The 18280-nt window shown below is 73.2% G+C and carries 15 protein-coding genes and 1 pseudogene; 8 read left to right on the top strand and 8 right to left on the bottom strand.

What is annotated here, in order from left to right; genetic code table 11:
* Positions 1-80 precede the first annotated feature (80 nt).
* On the top strand, positions 81-599 hold the full coding sequence (locus AVP42_RS15610) for a DUF421 domain-containing protein (RefSeq protein ID WP_067950692.1): 519 nt from the start codon (positions 81-83) through the stop codon (positions 597-599).
* 12 nt (positions 600-611) lie between these two features.
* On the opposite strand, the gene AVP42_RS15605 is transcribed toward AVP42_RS15610, so the two are convergent.
* On the bottom strand, positions 612-1961 hold the full coding sequence (locus tag AVP42_RS15605) for an ATP-binding protein (protein ID WP_082847345.1): 1350 nt from the start codon (positions 1959-1961) through the stop codon (positions 612-614).
* Between the two features lie 149 nt (positions 1962-2110).
* Between AVP42_RS15605 and AVP42_RS15600 the strand changes: the two genes are divergently transcribed.
* Positions 2111-2746 (top strand): GNAT family N-acetyltransferase, encoded by a 636-nt coding sequence (locus AVP42_RS15600; RefSeq protein WP_067950689.1) that lies wholly within the window; start codon positions 2111-2113, stop codon positions 2744-2746.
* Here AVP42_RS15600 and AVP42_RS15595 read toward each other — a convergent pair.
* A complete protein-coding gene (locus AVP42_RS15595) occupies positions 2730-4115 on the bottom strand; it encodes a deoxyribodipyrimidine photo-lyase (protein ID WP_067950687.1) in 1386 nt (461 codons plus the stop codon). The genes AVP42_RS15600 and AVP42_RS15595 overlap by 17 nt on opposite strands.
* Positions 4116-4313: 198 nt before the next feature.
* On the opposite strand from AVP42_RS15595, the pseudogene AVP42_RS17075 reads away from it, so the two are divergent.
* Positions 4314-4913, top strand: a pseudogene (locus AVP42_RS17075) (Pr6Pr family membrane protein); the annotation flags it as partial.
* A 66-nt stretch (positions 4914-4979) separates the two neighbouring features.
* Here the strand turns inward: AVP42_RS17075 and AVP42_RS17070 are convergent.
* The 6 genes from AVP42_RS17070 to AVP42_RS15565 all read right to left on the bottom strand — a co-directional run bounded on the left by AVP42_RS17070 (position 4980) and on the right by AVP42_RS15565 (position 12633).
* Positions 4980-5687: an alpha/beta fold hydrolase gene (locus tag AVP42_RS17070; protein WP_369798151.1), complete on the bottom strand. Its 708-nt coding sequence runs from the start codon at positions 5685-5687 to the stop codon at positions 4980-4982.
* A gap of 62 nt (positions 5688-5749) precedes the next feature.
* Positions 5750-6427, bottom strand: coding sequence for a YqaJ viral recombinase family protein (locus AVP42_RS15585; RefSeq protein ID WP_082847358.1), 678 nt, complete (start codon positions 6425-6427; stop codon positions 5750-5752).
* A 97-nt stretch (positions 6428-6524) separates the two neighbouring features.
* The gene (locus AVP42_RS15580) at positions 6525-8591 is read right to left on the bottom strand and encodes a cell wall-binding repeat-containing protein (RefSeq protein WP_157356875.1); all 2067 of its coding nucleotides are present in this window, start codon (positions 8589-8591) and stop codon (positions 6525-6527) included.
* Between the two features lie 191 nt (positions 8592-8782).
* Complete coding sequence (locus AVP42_RS15575; protein ID WP_067950682.1) at positions 8783-9961, bottom strand: ROK family transcriptional regulator; 1179 nt, start codon at positions 9959-9961, stop codon at positions 8783-8785.
* A gap of 141 nt (positions 9962-10102) precedes the next feature.
* Positions 10103-11152: an ABC transporter permease gene (locus AVP42_RS15570; RefSeq protein ID WP_067950680.1), complete on the bottom strand. Its 1050-nt coding sequence runs from the start codon at positions 11150-11152 to the stop codon at positions 10103-10105.
* Positions 11149-12633, bottom strand: a complete 1485-nt coding sequence (locus AVP42_RS15565) for a sugar ABC transporter ATP-binding protein (protein ID WP_231878668.1) — start codon at positions 12631-12633, stop codon at positions 11149-11151. Before AVP42_RS15565 ends, AVP42_RS15570 begins: the two co-directional genes overlap by 4 nt.
* A gap of 298 nt (positions 12634-12931) precedes the next feature.
* Between AVP42_RS15565 and AVP42_RS15560 the strand changes: the two genes are divergently transcribed.
* The 5 genes from AVP42_RS15560 to AVP42_RS15540 form a co-directional block, all read left to right on the top strand.
* Entirely contained in the window at positions 12932-13978 is a 1047-nt protein-coding gene (locus AVP42_RS15560) for a substrate-binding domain-containing protein (RefSeq protein ID WP_067950678.1), read from the top strand.
* A gap of 71 nt (positions 13979-14049) precedes the next feature.
* On the top strand, positions 14050-15243 hold the full coding sequence (locus tag AVP42_RS15555; RefSeq protein WP_231878667.1) for a Gfo/Idh/MocA family protein: 1194 nt from the start codon (positions 14050-14052) through the stop codon (positions 15241-15243).
* Positions 15244-15300: 57 nt separating this feature from the next.
* Positions 15301-16407 (top strand): polyprenyl synthetase family protein, encoded by a 1107-nt coding sequence (locus tag AVP42_RS15550; RefSeq protein ID WP_067950676.1) that lies wholly within the window; start codon positions 15301-15303, stop codon positions 16405-16407.
* A 145-nt stretch (positions 16408-16552) separates the two neighbouring features.
* Positions 16553-17731, top strand: a complete 1179-nt coding sequence (locus AVP42_RS15545) for an inositol-3-phosphate synthase (RefSeq protein ID WP_197467049.1) — start codon at positions 16553-16555, stop codon at positions 17729-17731.
* A gap of 1 nt (position 17732) precedes the next feature.
* Positions 17733-18280 (top strand): UbiA family prenyltransferase (locus AVP42_RS15540; protein ID WP_231878666.1); only part of this gene is annotated, 548 nt, incomplete at its 3' end.

The following is an 18280-nucleotide window of genomic DNA, read 5'->3' as shown; positions in this document are numbered from 1 at the left end:
GACGCCGAGCCACCACCCGGTGGCGGTCCCGTGCCACCGCACGTAGCGTTCCCACGCGGGCGCGACGGAGGGAGCAGGACATGTGGTTCGACTCGTGGGGGGATGTCGCCCGGGTGCTGCTGGTCGGAGCGGCCGCGTACGTCACGCTGGTGATCGTGCTGCGGGTCTCCGGGAAGCGGACGCTGGGTCAGCTCAATGCGTTCGATTTCATCGTCACCGTCGCACTCGGATCGACGTTGGCGACGATCCTCCTCTCGTCGGAGGTGTCGTTCATCGAGGGGGCCGCCGCGCTCGCGCTGCTCGCCCTGCTCCAACTCGTCGTGGCGTTCGCCTCATCTCGGTCCGAGCGGCTCCGGGAGGCGGTGACCGCCTCACCGACGCTCGTGGTGTGGGACGGCGAGCTCGACCGGGTCGCGCTCGAGCGCAACCGACTCGCGGAGTCGGAGGTGCTGCAGGCGATCCGCGCGTCGGGGTCCGGCGGGTTGGACGACATCGCCGCGGTGGTGCTCGAGACGAACGGGAAGCTCAGCGTGATCACCAGGTCGAAGCTCGGCGACGCGTCGGCGCTCGGCAGCCTGCGGCCGGGCTCGTCCGCGTGAGCGGGATCGACGTCACCGCAGGGGGACGCCGACGTCGCCGCCGCCCTCGGGGGTGAGGCGCGAGCCCATCTTCACGAGCGTGGGGGCGGGGACGAACCCGCCGGCGAACAGCGCCTCGCCCTGGCGGAACCACGGCGACATCGCCAGCAGCCCGGCCGGCGCGACGCCGAAGTACGACCCGAGCTGTGCGAGGTCGCCGGGCGAGCTCATCTTCATCACGGCGAGGTTGTCGCACTGCGAGATGATCCCCGGGTGGATCTTGGACGGGCGCTGCGTCGACAGCAGCAGCCACAGCCCGTACTTTCGGCCCTCCGCCGCGATCTGGATGATCCGCTCGCGCACCGCGACGGCGAGCGGCGTCACGAGGTCGGGCGAGCAGAGGTTGTGCGCTTCGTCGATCACGAGCAGCACGGGGCGGCGCTCCGCGCGCCGCGCCCACAGGTCGTCCAGCACTGAGATCGCGACCGAGAGGTGCTGGTCGGGCGTCGAGAAGCCGCCGAGGTCGAGCACCGTGGCATCCGGCCGCTCGGCGACGATCTCGTTCACGGGCGTGCGCGGCCCCGCCCACACCTCCCAGTCGAGCATGCCGAGGTTCTCGATGCGGGTGGCGAGCGCCTGCCGGCCCGGGTCGTCGGAGGCGCGCAGCTCGCCGAGCAGCGCGTCCTTGTCGAGGGCGGTCGCCACCTCGTCGGAGTGCAGCAGCGTGTTGAACTCGCGCGCGTCCGCCACGGGGTCGAGCCGCAGGATCGCCGCCTTCGCCTCGATCGGCAGCGAGCGGAAGTGCACGAGGAGCGGGTCGGGCCCGTTGGGCCGCAGCACGCGCACGTTGCGCGAGGCGAGCGCGGCGGCATCCGGCCCGCTCACGCCGTCGCGCAGCTCGCCGAGCCGCACGAAGTCGGAGTTCGGGTCGAACACGACGATCGGCAGGGCCGTGTGGGCGAGGAGCTGCTCGAGCACCACGCCGAGCGCGTAGGTCTTGCCCGAGCCGGACTGCCCGCACCAGAACGTGTGCCGGTTGAACCGCGTGCCGATGAGCTTCGCCGGTCCCGGCGAGGCCAGCATCGAGCCGATCTCGAGCGTCGCGTGCGAGGCGCGGTGCAGGGCGTCGACGGATGCCGCGTCCGCGGGCTTCACGTGCGCGTTGCGGAACGGCGCATCCGACCGCTGGTCGAGCTCGCCGTCCTCGCCGAGCACGCCGAGCACGCGTCCGACCTCCGCGCCGTCGGACGACGCCGCCTCGACGAGCCCGAGCCACGCGCCATCCGTGGTCTCGAGCCGGACGAGCGTGCCCGTGGGCGCGCCCTCACCCGCGCTCGTCGTGAACGACCGACCATCGACCGACGCCGCCAGCACTCCCGACATCCGAACCCCCTCCGCCCGGGCGGTGCCCCGTCGACCGCCGGATGACGACACCTTCTCACGCGACGCCGCCGGGCGTCGAGGGCGATTCGTCGGCGCCCGCTGCCGCGCGGCCCTGCCGTTCGCGCCCGCCGCCCGGTAGCGTCGCAGGCGTGAACGTACGCACCCGCCTCGCGAGGCCCGCCGACGCCGAGGCGCTCGCGCGGCTCGCCGCCGTGACGTTCCCGCTCGCCTGCCCGCCCTCGACCACGGCCGAGTCGATCGCCGACTTCATCGCCGGGCACCTGACCGAACCGCACTTCACCGGGTACCTCGCCGATCCGGACCGCACCCTGTACGTCGCCGAACCCGACGACTCGCCGGCGGGGGCCGCGCTCGCCGCGTCCGAGGCGGTCGTGGCGACCGGCGGGCTCATCGGCTGGTCGATGCTGGTGTCGACCCCGGGCGGCGTCCCGGCCGATGCGGATGCCGCGGCATCCGTCACCGCGCGGCCCGCGATCGAGCTCAGCAAGATGTACGTGCACCCCGCCGTGCACGGCGCGGGCGTCGCCGGCGCGCTCATGGAGACCACCCTCGACGCGGCGGCCCGCGCCGCGGCATCCGTCGTCTGGCTCGGCGTGAACCAGGAGAACCGGCGCGCCATCCGCTTCTACGAGAAGCAGGGGTTCGAGGTCGTCGGCACGAAGCGGTTCCGGGTGGGCGACCGGCTGGAGCACGATTACGTGCTCGAGCGGCCCCTCGCCGAGGACGCGCCGCCCGCGACCGGGCCGATCAGCGTGCTGCCTTGACCTGCTCGTACGCGGCGAGGGCCGCGTCGCGGGTGGCCTTGAGGTCGACGATCGGCTCCGGGTAGTCGTCGGTGCCGTACTCGGGCACCCACCGGCTCACGTAGGCGCCGTCGGGGTCGAACTTCTCGCGCTGCAGCTCGGGGTTGAAGATGCGGAAGTACGGTGCGGCATCCGCCCCGGAGCCCGCGACCCACTGCCAGCCGAACGGGTTGTTGGCGTGGTCGGCGTCGACGAGGGTGTCCCAGAACCACTCCTCGCCGCGGCGCCAGTCGATGAGCAGGTTCTTGATGAGGAACGACGCCGAGATCATGCGGGCGCGGTTGTGCATGACGCCCGTGTGCCAGAGCTCGCGCATGGCGGCGTCGACGACCGGCACTCCGGTGCGACCCCGTTCCCACGCGGTGAGCGCGGACGGCTTCAGCCTCGGCCAGGGGAACGCGTCGAACTCGCTGCGCCAGCTCTTGGTGGCGAGGTCGGGGAAGTGGAACAGGATGTGCCACGCGAACTCGCGCCAGCCGACCTCGGAGAGGAACTTGCGCGCGCCCTCGGTGCCGGCGGCGCGCTCGCGCGTGGCGTGCCAGACCTGGTGCGGGCTCAGCTCGCCCCAGCGCAGCCGCGGCGACAGTCGGCTCGTCACCTGCCGGTCGAGCCGGTCGCGACCCTTCGCGTAATCGCGCAGGTCGTCCTCGAGGAACTCGTCGAGGCGCGCGTGCGCGGCGGCCTCGCCGGGCTCCCAGGTGTCGCGGATGCCGCCCGCCCAGTCGGGCTTCGTGGGCAGCAGCGCCCACTCGTCGAGGTCGTCGCTCGCCGGGCCGCCGCGTCCGTACGCGCCGCCGACCCCGGTGAGGTCGCCGGGCGACGGGGCGGGCAGCGGATGCCGCGGCTCGTCGGCCGCGAGGCACGCCTTCCAGAACGGGGTGAACACCGAGAACGGGGTGTCGGAGCCGGTGCGGATCGTCCACGGCTCGAACAGCAGCGACCCGGCGAAGCTGCGCACCTCGAGGCCCGCCTCGGCGAGGGACGACTTCAGGTCGGTGTCGACCTCACGCTCGGCGCCGCCGTAGCGGCGGTTCCAGAACGCGGCACCCGCCCCGGTCTCGTCGACGAGCGAGCGGATGACGCGTCCCGCCGGCCCGCGCCGCAACACGAGCTTCACGCCGAGCTCGCGCAGGTCGTCGGCGAGGGACGCGAGCGAGTGGTGCAGCCACCAGCGCGCCGCGCCGCCGAGCGGACGGATCCCGGGCGACTCCTCGTCGAGCACGTACACCGCCACGACCGGTTCGCCGCGCTCGACCGCCGCGTGCAGCGCCGGATGGTCGGCCACCCGCAGGTCGTCGCGGAACCAGACGATGGACGGCGCGGCGCTCATGGCTCGACGCTAGCCGAGCCGCCCCGCCTGCTCGCTGGGCGTTCACTGGAGATACGCCGGACGCGGATCGTCGCTTCGCCGGGCGCGATCCGACCGATCGCGTCCGCCGGCCGAGCCCGGGACTTCAGGGGGTTTCCCAGCCGAACGCTCCGCGCGCCGCCCTAGGCTGCGACCACCGGGGGAGTCGGGAGGGAACGCATGCGCGCGCTGTTCGGGGTCCTGAGGCTGCTGGTCGCGGCCGCGATCGTGGTGGCCGTCGTCGGCCAGTTCGTCGTGTCGTGGGGCATGGTTCCCGACCGAGCCGCGTTCGTCGTGAACTTCTTCAGCTTCTTCACCATCCTCTCGAACGCCCTCACGGCGGTGCTCCTGGCGGTCGGCGCGTGGATCGCGTTCACCCGCCCGGAGGATCCGGGGTGGTTCAACCTCGTGCGCGCCTGCGCGGTGACCTACATGACCACCACGTTCGTCGTCTACAACCTGCTGCTCCGCCAGATCTCCCTCGACCAGGCCACCACGGTGCCGTGGTCGAACGAGATCCTGCACGTGTGGGCGCCGCTGTACGTGCTGCTCGACTGGGTGCTCGCGCCGGGGCGGCATCCCATCCCGTGGCAGCGGCTCTGGACGATCGCGCTGTTCCCGCTCGTCTGGGTCGTCTACACCCTGGTCCGCGGTCCGATCGCCGGCTGGTACCCGTACCCGTTCCTCAACCCGGCGCAGGAGGCGGGGTACGGCGGGGTCGCGGTGTACGTCATCGCCATCGCCGCCTTCATCCTGCTCGTCGGGGCCGGCATCCTGGCGCTGAGTCGCACGCCCTGGCCGCGCGAGGTCGGTCCGCCGGGACCGACGACGACCGGTCCGAGCCGGTCACGACCCGCTGAGCCACCGGCCGACCGCGTCGCGCAGGGCGGTGGTCTGCGCCGCCTGTCCGTCGTCGCGCGCCGGCACCCGCGCGAGCGGCGAGCCCAGGGCGCCCGCCCACCGCTCGGCGAGCGCGAACGGGTGCACCGGGTCGCGCGGCGCGCCGACCACGAGCGAACGGATGCCGCGTCCGGCGAGCCCGCCGAGCTCGGACTCGCCGTCGAAGGCGCGGTTGCGCGGGATCTCGACGAGGCGGATCGCCCGGCGGGCGGCATCCGTCGACGTGAACTGCGACAGGAGGCCGCGCCCGCCCGCGGGCGACTCGCGCGCGACCCGCAGGTAGGGCTCGGTGCGGCGGAACCGCTCGGCGCCGTCGCGGGGTCCGGACTCGCGCAGCAGCTCGCCGATCACGGGAAAGGCGCGCAGGTGCTCCGGGAGGGACCGGTCGTCGAACGCGGGCCGCACGAACACCGCGCGCTCGACCGGGAGCAGTCCGCGCAGGCACATCCGCAGCCCGATGGCGGCGCCCATCGAGATGCCGACGATCGTCGCCGGCTCGTCGGCCCCGGCCGCGTGGCGCGCGACGGCGGCGACCTCGTCGGCCAGCCGGTCGAGCGCGAAGTCGGCCGGTTCGCCGACGACCGTCGACGCGCCGTGCGCGCGGACGTCGGGCGCGACGACGTCGCTCGCGGGCACGCCGAGCCCGTCGAGCACGGGCCCGACCAGGTCGAGCGGCTGCGCGCGGTCGGCGCCGAGCCCGTGCAGGAGCACGAACCTCACGCGAGCGGCCCCGGACGGTAGAAGGAACGATCGGGCGACTCGCGGAAGCCGCCCGCCTCGACGGCACCCGGCTGCGGCCGGATCGCCTCGAGGAGCAGGTTGGCGAGGCGCACGAGCATCGCGACCTGGTTCTCGTCGCGATCGACCCAGCGGCACTGCGGGTCGCCGATCGGCACGAACCCGTCGTGCTGCTCCCACACGACGAGCGTGCGCTCCGCGCCGAGCACGTACTGCTGCCACCACACCTGGCGCAGGTAGCTGCGGGGAATGCCGCGCCACGGCTTCGACGTGGTCTTGATCTCGCACAGCTCGAGCGCGCCGTTCGGCGCCACGCGCAGGCCGTCGGGCGTCGCGAGGTGGCGACGCTCGGCCTCGGCGTGGAACAGCAGCGCCGACGGAGCCAGCCCGTGCTCGCGCAGCACCCACGAGGCGATCACCGGTTCGCGCTCGCGCCCGTGGTCGGTGAAGCGGCTGCCGCCGAATCCGCGGCCGCGCGTGCCGTACAGCTTCTCGTTCGCCGCAGCCCGCACGGATGCCGCAGACGCGAGCTTCGCGGCATCCGTCGCCGTCACGCCCCGCGAGCGGGCCCGCAGCCAGGCCACCCGGTCACCGGCATCGGCGACCACGCGCTGCTCGTGCGGATGCCGCTGCGGCGCGAGCGTCGCGGCGCGCATCTCACCGCCCTCGAGGTCGAAGAGGGCGAACGGCTGGGTCACCCCACCACGGTACCCCCGGCCGCCGTCGTGCGCCGCCGCGAGGACCGCGCGCCGGTCAGTACCACTTCGCGAAGGACTGGTACTGCGAGAAGCCCGCATGCGCGTCGACGGTGCCCGGGGTCCAGTAGCCGTGCGACAACCAGCCGTACGAGTACTGGAAGTGCCCCATCGACCCCTTCCACGGCGCGGACGCGGCCGGGTGGCACATGAACCCGCAGTACCCGGTGACCGTGGCGCCGAACGCCCGCCCGGACTGGGCGTGGCCGACCGACGAGTACTGGCTGCCCGGCATCCCGAGGTCGTTGCGGCCCAGCGCGTCGTACACCGCCTTGTGGTCGGCGCTCGTGTTGGCGTAGCCCGTGCCCGCGTCGTTGTAGAACGCGGCGCCGACGACGTCGCCCTCGACCTGGGTCGGGAAGCGGTCGACCAGTCCGCGCGTGGTCTGGATCGCCCACAGCACCTCGTCGGGCAGCAGCGCTCCCATGTCGAACGACACGAATGCGGCATCCGCCCCCACCGAGAGGTCGAAGTAGTCGGCCGGCTCGACCGCACCGGAGGACGACCGCCGCTGCGGGATCGGCAGCTCGCGCCCGCCGAGCGAGACGGGGCCGCCGGTCAACCGCTGCCACGAACCGACCGGTCCGACATCCGTGCCGTCCATGAAGACCCGCCAACTGTCCATGCGGTGCTTGATGCACCGGTCGGAGTACTGCACCCCGGTCGGCTGCGGCTGCGGCAGGTACTGCTGGTTCATCCACTGGTTGTTCACCGGCTGGCCCGTGCAGAAGCCGCTCGATTCGCCCGTCGTCAGGACGATCACCACGTCGTACCGGCGCGGGTCGGGCTGGCCGAGGAGCGACCACGCCGCGAAGTCGTCGTCGGGGTGGGCGACGACGGTGTAGCGGATGACGCGGCCGTCGTCGGGCAGCCACCAGGACACACGCCGGGCGGCGTCGAGCGTCGCGCGCGGCGGCACGTCGACCCCGTCGACGAGGAGCAGCGGACTGGCCGAGGCGCCCGCGACGGCGCCCGCGCCGAGGCCGTCGGGGAATGCCAGGCCGGAGGCGAGCACGACCCGGCTGGTCGTCGGCGTGAAGAAGCGATCCGCGATGGCGGCGGCCGTCGCGTACCGGTCGGCGCCGGCCACGCGCACCACCTGGCCGCCGGTGAGCGAGCGGATGCGCGAGGCGACCGTGTCGCTCACGACGCCCGTGCCGCCGGCGATGTACACGACGGGCGGTCGCAGGCGCGCGAGCTCGGTCTCGGTGGCCTTGGGCACGGAGTTGGCGGCGACGAGGAGCGTCGGGGCGTCCTGCTGGGCGGCGGCCGGACCGGCACCGAGGGCGTCGGGGAAGTCGTTGCCGCTGACGACGAACGCGGCCGGCGGACGGCTGGGGAAGAAGCGCTTCGAGAGCGCCGCCGCGGTGGCGTACCGGTCGGCACCGGCGAGGCGCTCGACCCCGGCGGTCGGCACGGCCTGCTGCACGGCCGACGCGACGCCCGCGCTGACGGCACCGGTGCCGCCCACGATCCAGATGTTCTTCGGCGCGAGCCGGGCCAGTTCGGCGGCGACGCCCGAGGGCAGCGCGGTGGCCCTGGTCAGCAGCACCGGGCCGCCCCGGTCACCCGCGACGGTGGCCGCCGAGAGGCCGTCGGGGAAGGTCTCGCCGCCGGCGATGAACACGTCCGACGCGCCGGCGGTGAAGTGCAGGGAGCTGAGGGCGATCGCCGTGGCGTAGCGGTCGGCGCCGCCGGCCCGCTGCGCCGTGCGATCGGTGACCGATGCCGTCGTGTTCAGCGTGGCCGCGCGCACCGAGCCGGTGCCGCCGGCGGCCAGCGCCGTGCCGACGATGCGGTTGGTGACGGGGGCCGCCTGGATCCCGGCCTCGAGGGACCGGTCGACGTCGGTCGGAGCCCGGAGGTCCTCGAGCACCTCGCTCGGCTCTTCCGGCGGGCCCTGGTCGCGCGGCGGGTCGTCGGGTCGGCCGGGCGGCTCGGGGGGCCGTGGCACCGAGGTGGCCCGCGGATCCGGTTCGGGCTTCGGGGTGGCCGCAGCCGGGGCTGCGGCGAGGCCCGCCGTGATGAACGTCGCCGCGGCGATCGTGGCGATCCAGCGCCTCATGGTTCCGCCCTCCACCGCACGGGCGGGAGCGCCGGCGGGGTGCGCCTCCGCCGCTCCCGTGGGTCCGGGGCTCGGGTCGCTCCGGCCGGGCGCGGTCCTGCGACGCTACTCGCCGCCGACGGGCGGGGGCAGTCCCCAAGACGCGGGGTATGTGCGGCGTCCGCCGCGCCGCGAGGACGGCGTGCGCGTCGCTACTTGACGGCGCGGAGGCCGGCGCCGCCCGCGGACTGCGCGATCATCGCCTCGATGTTGGCGGGGGAGAGCGAGTGGTGGATGGCGAGCATCGTCGCGCCGTGGACGGCCGCGTCGGCGCCCGTCTGGGAGAGCGTGATGTGCAGCGCCTCGGTCGCGAGCGGCATCGAGCGGCGGTACACGACCTCGCGCACGCCGGCGATGAGGTGCTCGCCGGCCTCGGCCATCGCGCCGCCCAGCACGATCACCGACGGGTTCATGAGGCTGACGCAGGTGGTGAGGACCTCGCCGACGTCGCGCCCGGCCTGGCGGACCGCCTGGATGGCGTTGACGTTGCCGTTCTTGACGAGGTCGACCACGTCGCGGGAGTTCTGGGCGGGGATGCCGGCGGCGGTGAGCGAACGCGCGATCGCGCTGCCCGAGGCGAGCGCCTCGAGGCATCCGAAGTTGCCGCAGTTGCAGGCGATCTCGGCGCCGCGGGAGACGTAGACGTGCCCGATGTCGCCGGCGGTGCCCTGCGCGCCGCGCTGGAGGAAGCCGCCGGAGATGACACCCGCGCCGATGCCCGTCGCGATCTTGACGAACAGGAGGTGGTCGACGTCGGGCCAGGCGCGTTCGCGCTCGCCGAGGGCCATGATGTTGACGTCGTTGTCGACGAGCACGGGCACGTCGAGCTCCTGCCGGATCCACCCCGCCACGTCGAAGCGGTCCCACCCCGGCATGATCGGCGGGTTGATCGGACGGCCCGTGCTGAACTCGACGGGGCCCGGGAGGCCGATGCCGATGGCGAGCAGGTCGTCGATGCGGCGTCCGGCGCGCTGGATCAGCTCGCGGGAGGCGGCGATCGCCGCGTCGAGGACGACGCGCGGACCCTCCGCGACCGCGATGGTCGAGTTGGTCTCCTCGAGCATGCGACCCGTGATGTCGCTCAGCGCGGCACGCACATGCGAGGCGCCGATGTCGATGCCGATCACGTAGCGGTCGCTCGCCGTGATGGCGAAGAGGGAGGAGGGCCGGCCGCCGGTCGACGCGGCCTCGCCGACCGGGCCGACGAGGCCCAGGTCGGTGAGCGCGTCGATGCGCATGGCGACCGTCGTGCGCGCGAGTCCGGTGATCGCGGCGAGTTCGCTGCGGGTGCGCGGCTGCCCGTCGCGGAGGATCTGGAACAGATCGCTCATCGCCGTGGACCCCAGCGCATTCACATGGGGTCGCACGTCGCCCGGACTTCTGTCATTCATATGCCGATTCTCCCATATGCGGTGGCGGAACTCCCATGACTTCGCATGCGATTGCCGGGTCGGGGCCCCTCCGGGCCCGGTCTAGTGCGATCGCGTGTTCTGGCCCGAGAAGCGCTGCTGGAGCAGCACCGCCACCACGATGATCACGCCCTTCGCCACCGCCTGGACCGAGGTGGAGAGGTTGTTCTGCGTGAACACGTTGGTGAGCGTCGCGAAGATGAGCACGCCGAACACCGTGCCGGTGATCGTGCCCCGGCCACCCGCGAGGAGCGTGCCGCCGACGACGACCGCGGCGATCGCGTCGAGCTCGTAGAGCGTGCCGTGCGTCGACGTGCCCGCGGTGGTGCGGCCGAGGATCATGATGGCCGCGATGCCGGCGGTGAGCCCCGCGAGCGCATAGAGGTACATGGTGTGGCGCCGGACCGCGACACCGGCGAGACGCGCCGCCTCGCGGTTGCCGCCGACCGCGACGGTGCGGCGGCCGAAGGTCGTGCGGTTCAGCAGGATCCAGCCGGCGCCGGCGACGAGGATGAAGATCCAGATGAGCATGTCGATGCCGAGCAGGTCGAGGTTCATGAACTGCTGGAACTCCGGCACGCGCACGACCTGGGTCTGGCGGTTGGCGAGGATCTCGGCGAGACCGCGCGCGGCGACGAGCATCGCGAGGGTCGCCATGAACGCCACGACCTTGCCGTACGCGATGACGAAGCCGTTGATGAAGCCCGCGGCCAGGCCGACGGCGAGGGCGACGAAGACCATCACGACCCAGGTCGAGCTCTCCGCCGCGGCCTGCACGGCCGAGAGGGTGGCCACGACCGAGGCGAGCCCCATGACCGAGCCCACCGACAGGTCGATGCCGCCGCCGATGATGACGAACGTCATGCCGATCGAGATGACCCCGATGATCGAGGCGAGCCGCAGGATGACGAGGATGTTGTCGATCGCGGTGAAGCGGTCGCCGGCCGTGATCGCGCCCACCGCGAAGAGCGCGGCGAGGGCGAGGATGAGGCCGAGGTTGCGGCCGACGGAGCCGCTGAGGAGGGCGCGTGCGTCGAAGCGGCGCGACGCGGGGGCGGCCGTCTCGCTCGCGGGGGCGGGCTCGGCGGGGGTGATGGTCTGCTGCTCGCTCACGCGGCGGTTCCTTCCATGATGAGGTCGAGCACGCGGTGCTCGTCGATCTGATCTGCCTGCACGGTGCTGAGCACCCGCCCATCGGCGATGACGAGCACGGTGTCGGCGAGGCCGAGCACCTCCTCGATCTCGCTCGAGACGATGACGACCGCGTCGCCGTTCGCCGCGAGCCGGCGGATGAGCGCGTAGATCTCGGCGCGCGCCCCGACGTCGACGCCGCGGGTCGGCTCGTCGAGCAGCAGCACGGAAGTGCGGTTGACGAGCCAGCGGGCCAGCAGGATCTTCTGCTGGTTGCCGCCCGAGAGGGTCCGGGCGGGACGGTCCGGATCGGCGGGCCGGAGTTGCAGCGCCGAGATCTGCTCGGTCGCCACGCGTCGCTCCGCCTTCTCGTTGACGAACCCGCCGCGGGCGTATCGGGCGAACGACGAGAGCGTCACGTTCTGGTAGATGGGCTCGTCGAGCAGCAGGCCCTGGCTCTTGCGTTCCTCGGGTGAGAGCCCGATGCCCGAGCGCACGGCGTCGCGGACGGAACCGCGACGGAGCTGGCGGCCCTTCACGCGGACCGTGCCGGAGGTGGCACGCCGCGCGCCGTAGACGGTCTCCAGGATCTCGGAGCGGCCGGAGCCCACGAGGCCGGCGAGCCCGACGATCTCACCGGCCCGGACCGTGAAGCTCACGTCCTCGAAGACGCCGTCGAGCCCGAGGTCGCGCACGTCGAGGAGGACCTCGGCATCGCCGGGGACGGGGACGGCGGGCGGGAAGACGTTGGCCACCGACCGTCCCGTCATGAGGCGGATGAGCTCGGACGTGGGGGTGTCGCCGACGGGGAGTCCGTTCGCCGTGCTCCGTCCGTCCTTCAGCACCGAGATGCGGTCGCCGATCTCGCGGATCTCCTCGAGGCGGTGGGTGATGTAGACGACGGCGATCCCGGCGGTGGTGAGCTCGCGCACGACGCGGAAGAGGTTCTTGACCTCCTCGCTGTCGAGCACCGCGGAGGGCTCGTCCATGATGATGAGCTTCGTGTCGTGGGACAGGGCGCGGGCCATGCTCACGATCTGCTTGTTCGCCGCGCTCAGCGATCCCACCTCGCGCGTGGGCGGGAGGGTGCCGTGGCCGAGGCGCTCGAGCAGTCGGCGTGCGCGCGCGTTGGCCTCGCCGGACCGGGTGAACCCGCCGACGGCGAGCTCGTGGCCGAGGAAGATGTTCTCGGCGACGGTGAGCCCGTCGACGACGTCGAGCTCCTGGTACATCGTCGCGATGCCGAGGTCGATGGCGTCCTGCGGGGAGGAGAGCGCCACCTCCTCGCCGTTCCAGACGATGGTTCCGGAATCGGGGGCGTGCACGCCGGCGAGCGTCTTGATCAGCGTGGACTTGCCCGCGCCGTTCTGGCCGAGGATGCAGTGCACCTCGCCGGCGACGATCTCGAGGTCGACGCCATTGAGCGCCTGAACGCCCGAGAAGGCCTTCGAGATGCCGCTCATGCGGAGTAATGCCGGAGAATGGTCGTCTTTGATCACTCGCACAGCATAACTGCAACTCGCGATGGCGCAAGCCCTGAGGGCTTCGGATGACGCGTCTGGCCCGTGTTCGAGGGGCACGGCGCCATCCGGAGCCCGATGGCACTTTTGCCGATGTCCAAACATAAGTTGCGCACGAGCCGCGATCTTCTGTTACGCTCGCCGCACGTCAGCGTGGACTCGGTTCGTGGGTGCGACACACCCCCGGCGGATGGGGTCCATCTGGCGGCGATGCGTCACATCCAATGAGAGGACAACAACAATGAGTGTCACGCGCACTTCCCGCGCCCGCACCCTGGTCATGGCGGGCGCCTCGCTCGCCGTCGCCGGTCTGCTGGCCGGCTGCACCGCCGGCGGCTCGGAGTCCGCCGTCGTGGAGAACAAGGGCTCGGCCGAGCAGAACGCGGAGGCAGGCGACACGGTCGTCATCGGCTTCTCGGGTCCCGCCGCCGACCACGGCTGGCTGGGTGCCATCAACTCGGCCGCGATCGCCGCCGCCGAGAGCTACCCCGACGTCGAGCTGCGCGTCGCCGAGGGCACGAACGACGCCAACCTCCAGATCAGCCAGGTCGAGACGTTCGTCAACGAGGGCGTCGACGCGATCGTGCTGCTGCCCACCGACGGCGCCGCGCTCACCGAGGCCGCGACCAAGGCCATGGAGGCCGGCATCCCGGTCATCAACGTCGACCGCGAGTTCTCGTCGCCCGCCGCCGCGCGCGCCACGATCCTCGGCGACAACTACGGCATGGGCGTCTCGGCCGGCAGCTACATCTGCGAGCGCCTGGGCGACCAGCCCGACGCCGTGGTCGCCGAGATCGCGGGCATCGACTCGCTGCCGCTGACGCAGGACCGCTCGCGCGGCTTCGCCGACGCGCTCTCCGAGTGCGGCCTCGAGGTGAACAACCGCGTCGCAGCGGACTTCACCATCCAGGGCGGCGAGGCGGTCACCTCGCAGCTGCTCTCGGCCGCTCCGCAGATCGACGCGATTTGGAACCACGACGATGACCAGGGCGTCGGCGTCCTCGCGGCGATCGACGCCGCCGGACGTGACGAGTTCTTCATGGTCGGCGGTGCGGGCAGCGCGAACGCCATGCGCGCGATCGAGTCCGGCGACTCGGTCCTCGAGGCCACCGTGATCTACCCGTCGACGCAGGCCGCCGACGGCATCGCGCTGGCGCGCCTCATCGCGCAGTCGAAGACCATGGGCGACCTGTACACGCCGAGCGTTCCCTACCGCATCGTGCTCGACGCGCCGGTCGTCACGAAGGACAACGTCGACGACTACATCGACTTCGCATTCGAGTCCTGACCCGATCCACAGGCTGGGCGCCCGGCAGGGCGCCCAGCCTTCCCTACACCTGAAAGGCGGCTTCGATCCGCATGCGTGAACTGCTCCGCGTCGCGATGGTGGGCAACGGCTTCATGGGAGCCGCCCACTCGCAGGGATGGCGCGTCGCCCCGAGATTCTTCGACCTCCCCGTCCAGCCCTCGATGGACGTCCTCGTCGGTCGCAACCCGCAGAGCGTGGAGGCCGCGGCCGAGAAGTGGGGATGGCGCGAATCGTCGACGGACTGGCGCGAGGTCGTCGAGCGCGACGACATCGACGTCGTCGACATCGTCACCCCCGGCGACAGTCACGCGGAGATCGCGATCGCCGCCCTCGAGGCGGGCAAGCACGTGCTCTGCGAGAAGCCCCTCGCCAACTCGTCCGCCGAGGCCGAGGGCATGACCCGGGTCGCCGAAGCGGCCGCCGAGCGCGGCATCCGCTCGATGCTCGGCTTCACCTACCGTCGCGTGCCCGCGACGGCGTTCGCCCGGCGCCTCATCGCCGACGGGCGGATCGGCGAGGTGCGGCACGTCCGCGCGTCGTACCTGCAGGACTGGCTGATCGACCCGGCGAGCCCCATGACCTGGCGCCTGCAGAAGGACCGGGCGGGCTCCGGCGCGCTCGGCGACATCGGCGCGCACGCGGTCGACCTCGCCGAGTACATGACGGGCCTCCAGCTCGGCCGGGTCTCGGGCGTGCTCGAGACCTTCGTGCGCCAGCGTCCGATCGGCGGATCCTCGTCGGGCGCGATCGCCGCGGCGTCGTCCGGTGCGCCCGCGGCCGAGTACGGCGAGGTGACCGTCGACGACGTGGCCTTCTTCCGCGGCCGCTTCGACTCGGGTGCGCTCGGCACCTTCGAGGCGTCGCGCATGGCCACCGGGCGCAAGAACGCGCTTCGGGTCGAGGTGTCCGGGTCGACCGGCGCGATCGCGTTCGACCTCGAGGACCTCAACGCGCTCGAGTTCTACGACGCCACCGACGCGGCCGGCGAGCAGGGCTTCCGCAAGATCATCGTCACCGAGCCGGAGCACCCCTGGGTCTCGGCGTGGTGGCCCGCCGGTCACATGCTCGGCTACGAGCACGGCTTCGCCAACCAGGCCAAGGACTTCGTCGATGCGATCGCCGCCGGGCAGTCGCCGAGCCCGTCCTTCGCCGACGGGCTGCACGTGCAGCGCGTCCTCGACGCGGTCGAGCGCAGCTCGGAGGGCGACGGCGCGTGGGTGGAGGTCGTCGGCGGCGAAGGCTGATCCGGACCCGCCGACGCTCGGACCGGCGCGATGGGGCGCCGGGGAGAGGAGGCTCGCATGCCGCTCGGGCAGCGTGAGCGCAGCGACATCGCGGACGCCGAGGCACCGGCGCTGGGCGACCTCGTCGAGCGCGCCGTGGGGCGCGTGCCGGCATCGGTCTCCGCCACCTGGCGCCGCCTGCGCGCCACGCCGGCGGGTGCCGAGGCGGGCGAGCTCGTCGCGGCCGTCGCCGTGCAGGGCGGCGGCAAGCACCTGCGGGCCCGGCTCGCGTGCGCCGCGTACCTCGGCCTCGGCGGCACGTCCGAGGCGGTCTGCGACGCCCTCGGCAGTGCGGTGCAGCTGCTGCACCTCGGGCTCTGCATCCACGATGACCTCATCGACGGCGACGATCGCCGCCACGGCCGGCCGAACGTGGTCGGCACGGTGCGGGCCACGCGGGCGGCCGACGGCGATGCCCCGGGGATCGCCGAACGGCAGGCGTCGGCGGCGGGGCTGCTCGCGGGGGACCTCGCGATCGGGGCGAGCGTGCGGGCGCTCGCGGGCGCGGCGCTGGCGCCCGGCATCCGTTCGGATCTCACGCTCGAGCTGCTGGACGCGCTCGACGACACCATCGCGGGGGAGTGGCTCGACGTGCGCGGCGAGCAGCAGCCCGTCGACGAGGCACGGCCGGTCCGCACGGCCGAGCTCAAGACGGCGCGGTACAGCGTGGTCCTGCCGCTGCGGCTGGGGGCGATCGCCTCGGGCGGGGCGGATGCCGCGGTGCTGTCCGGGCTGTCGGCGTACGGGCGTCATCTCGGGGTGGCCTACCAGTTGAAGGACGACGAGCTGGCCGTGTTCGGCGACCCGGCGCGAACCGGCAAGTCCGTGTCGTCCGATCTGCGCGGCGGCAAGCGGACCGCCCTGCTGCAGCTCGCGCTCGACTCGGCGGATCCGGCGGCCCGCCGCGTGCTCGACCGCGACGTCGGCCGGGCGGACCTGCCGGAGGCGGGCGTCGAGCGGATCCGGGTGATCCTCCGCGAGTGCGGGGCGCTCGAGGCGCACCGCGACCTGATCGTGGAGCACGCGGCGGCAGCGGTCTCGGCGCTCGAGTCGGCCCGCCTGCCGGCCGGGCTGCACGGCTACCTGCAGGTGATCGCGCGGGCGGTCCCGGGCCGGTCGTCATGACTTTCGATGATGAAACATCGGGTTTGCGCACTTCATGCGCAACTTGTGTTTGACCAAGGATGCAAGCTCCGCTAGCGTCGGACCGGCGGCCCAGGGCCGCCACGGCTCGGCGCAACGGTGCAGACGGGAACGGAGAGGTTCGACGATGAACGAAGGACGTACGGGGATCTGGTTCGTCGGCGCGCGCGGCAGCGTCGCGACGACCGCGGCCATCGGGCTCGCCGCACTGGTCGAGGGGCGGATCCGTCCGGTCGGCCTCACCACCGCCGCCCCCGACTTCGACGACGTCGCACTGCCCGCCTTCGCCGACCTCGTCGTCGGCGGCCACGACGTCGACGAGACCCCGCTGCTCGAGCGTGCTCGCCGCCTCGCGGCCGGCGGCATGATCGCCCCCGCGACCGTCGAGGCGGTCGCGGCGCGCCTCGACGCCATCGACGGCGAGATCCGGCTGGTCCCGCGCGAGGCGCGCGGCTCCCAGCGGCGCGAGATCGGGCTGCGCGCCGACGACATCCGGTCCTTCCGTGAGCGCCACGGCCTGCGCCGCGTCGTCGTCATCGACGTCGCCTCCACCGAGCCGCTCCCCGCCGACCGGCCCGAGTTCCACGACCGCGCCGCACTCGACGCCGCGCTCGACGAGGCGGGCCGCGACCTGCTGCCCTCCAGCACCCTGTCGGCGCTCGCCGCGCTCGAGGCGGGGTCGCCCTACGCGTGCTTCACCCCGTCGATCTCGCTCGGCATCCCCGCGCTGCAGGACGCCGCGGCCGAGGCCGGCGTGCCCGTCGCCGGACAGGACGGCAAGACCGGCGAGACCCTGCTCCGCACGGTGCTCGCGCCCATGTTCGCCTCGCGCGGCATGCGCGTGCTCTCATGGGCCGGCGCGAACCTGCTGGGCGGCGGCGACGGCGCCACGCTCGCCGACCCCGCCGCGGTGCAGTCCAAGCTCGTGTCGAAGAACCGCGGCCTGCACGACCTGCTCGGCCACGACGTGGTCACGCCGCTGCACATCGACAACGTCCCCGACCTCGGCGACGTCAAGACCGCGTGGGACCACGTGCACGCCGAGGGCTTCCTCGACACGCGCATCACCCTGCAGACCACCTGGACCGCCTACGACTCGACGCTCGCCGCGCCGCTCGTCATCGACCTCGCGCGCCTGCTCTCGCTCGCCGACGAGGCCGGTCTGGTCGGGCCCGTCCCCGAACTCGGCTACTTCTTCAAGGACCCGTGGGGCAGCGACGTGCACGCGTTCGCGCGCCAGGCCGACGAGCTCGTCTCGTGGGCGCTGCGCACCGCCGTGCGGAGGAACGCGACGCAGGCGGCCTGACGTGGACCTCCGCTCGTTCCTGCAGCTGGTGCGCGCGCCCGCCGGCCTCACGGTCGTCGGCGACGCGACGGCGGGCATGGCCTCGGCCGGCCGCACGGGGATCGTGCCGCGGCTCGGGCTGCCCGTGGCATCCGTGCTGCTCTACTGGGGCGGCATGGCGCTGAACGACGCGGCCGACGCCGAGCTCGACCGGGTCGAACGGCCCGAGCGGCCGATCCCCTCGGGGCGGATCAGCCGTCGCGGCGCGGTGGGCGTCGCGGGAGCGCTCACGGTCGCGGGCCTCGCCGTTGCGGGACTCACGGGCGGACGGTCCTCGCTCGCCGTGGCCGTGCCGCTCGCGGCCTCCGTGTGGACCTACGACCTCGTCGCCAAGCGCGGCTGGACCGGGCCGCTCGTGATGGGCGCCTGCCGCGGCCTCGACGTGCTGCTCGGCGCCGGACGCGACGGCGCCGCCGCGGCGGCACGGCCCGCGCTGGTGATGGCGGGGCACACGGCGAGCGTCACCACGCTGTCGCGCGGCGAGGTGCACGGCGCCGAGCCCGCGACCGC

It is taken from the genome of Agromyces sp. NDB4Y10, from assembly GCF_001620055.1.
In the GTDB taxonomy this organism is placed as follows: domain Bacteria; phylum Actinomycetota; class Actinomycetes; order Actinomycetales; family Microbacteriaceae; genus Agromyces; species Agromyces indicus.
Note: the sequence above shows the minus strand (reverse complement) of the source record. Positions and strands in the feature narration are given on the sequence as shown.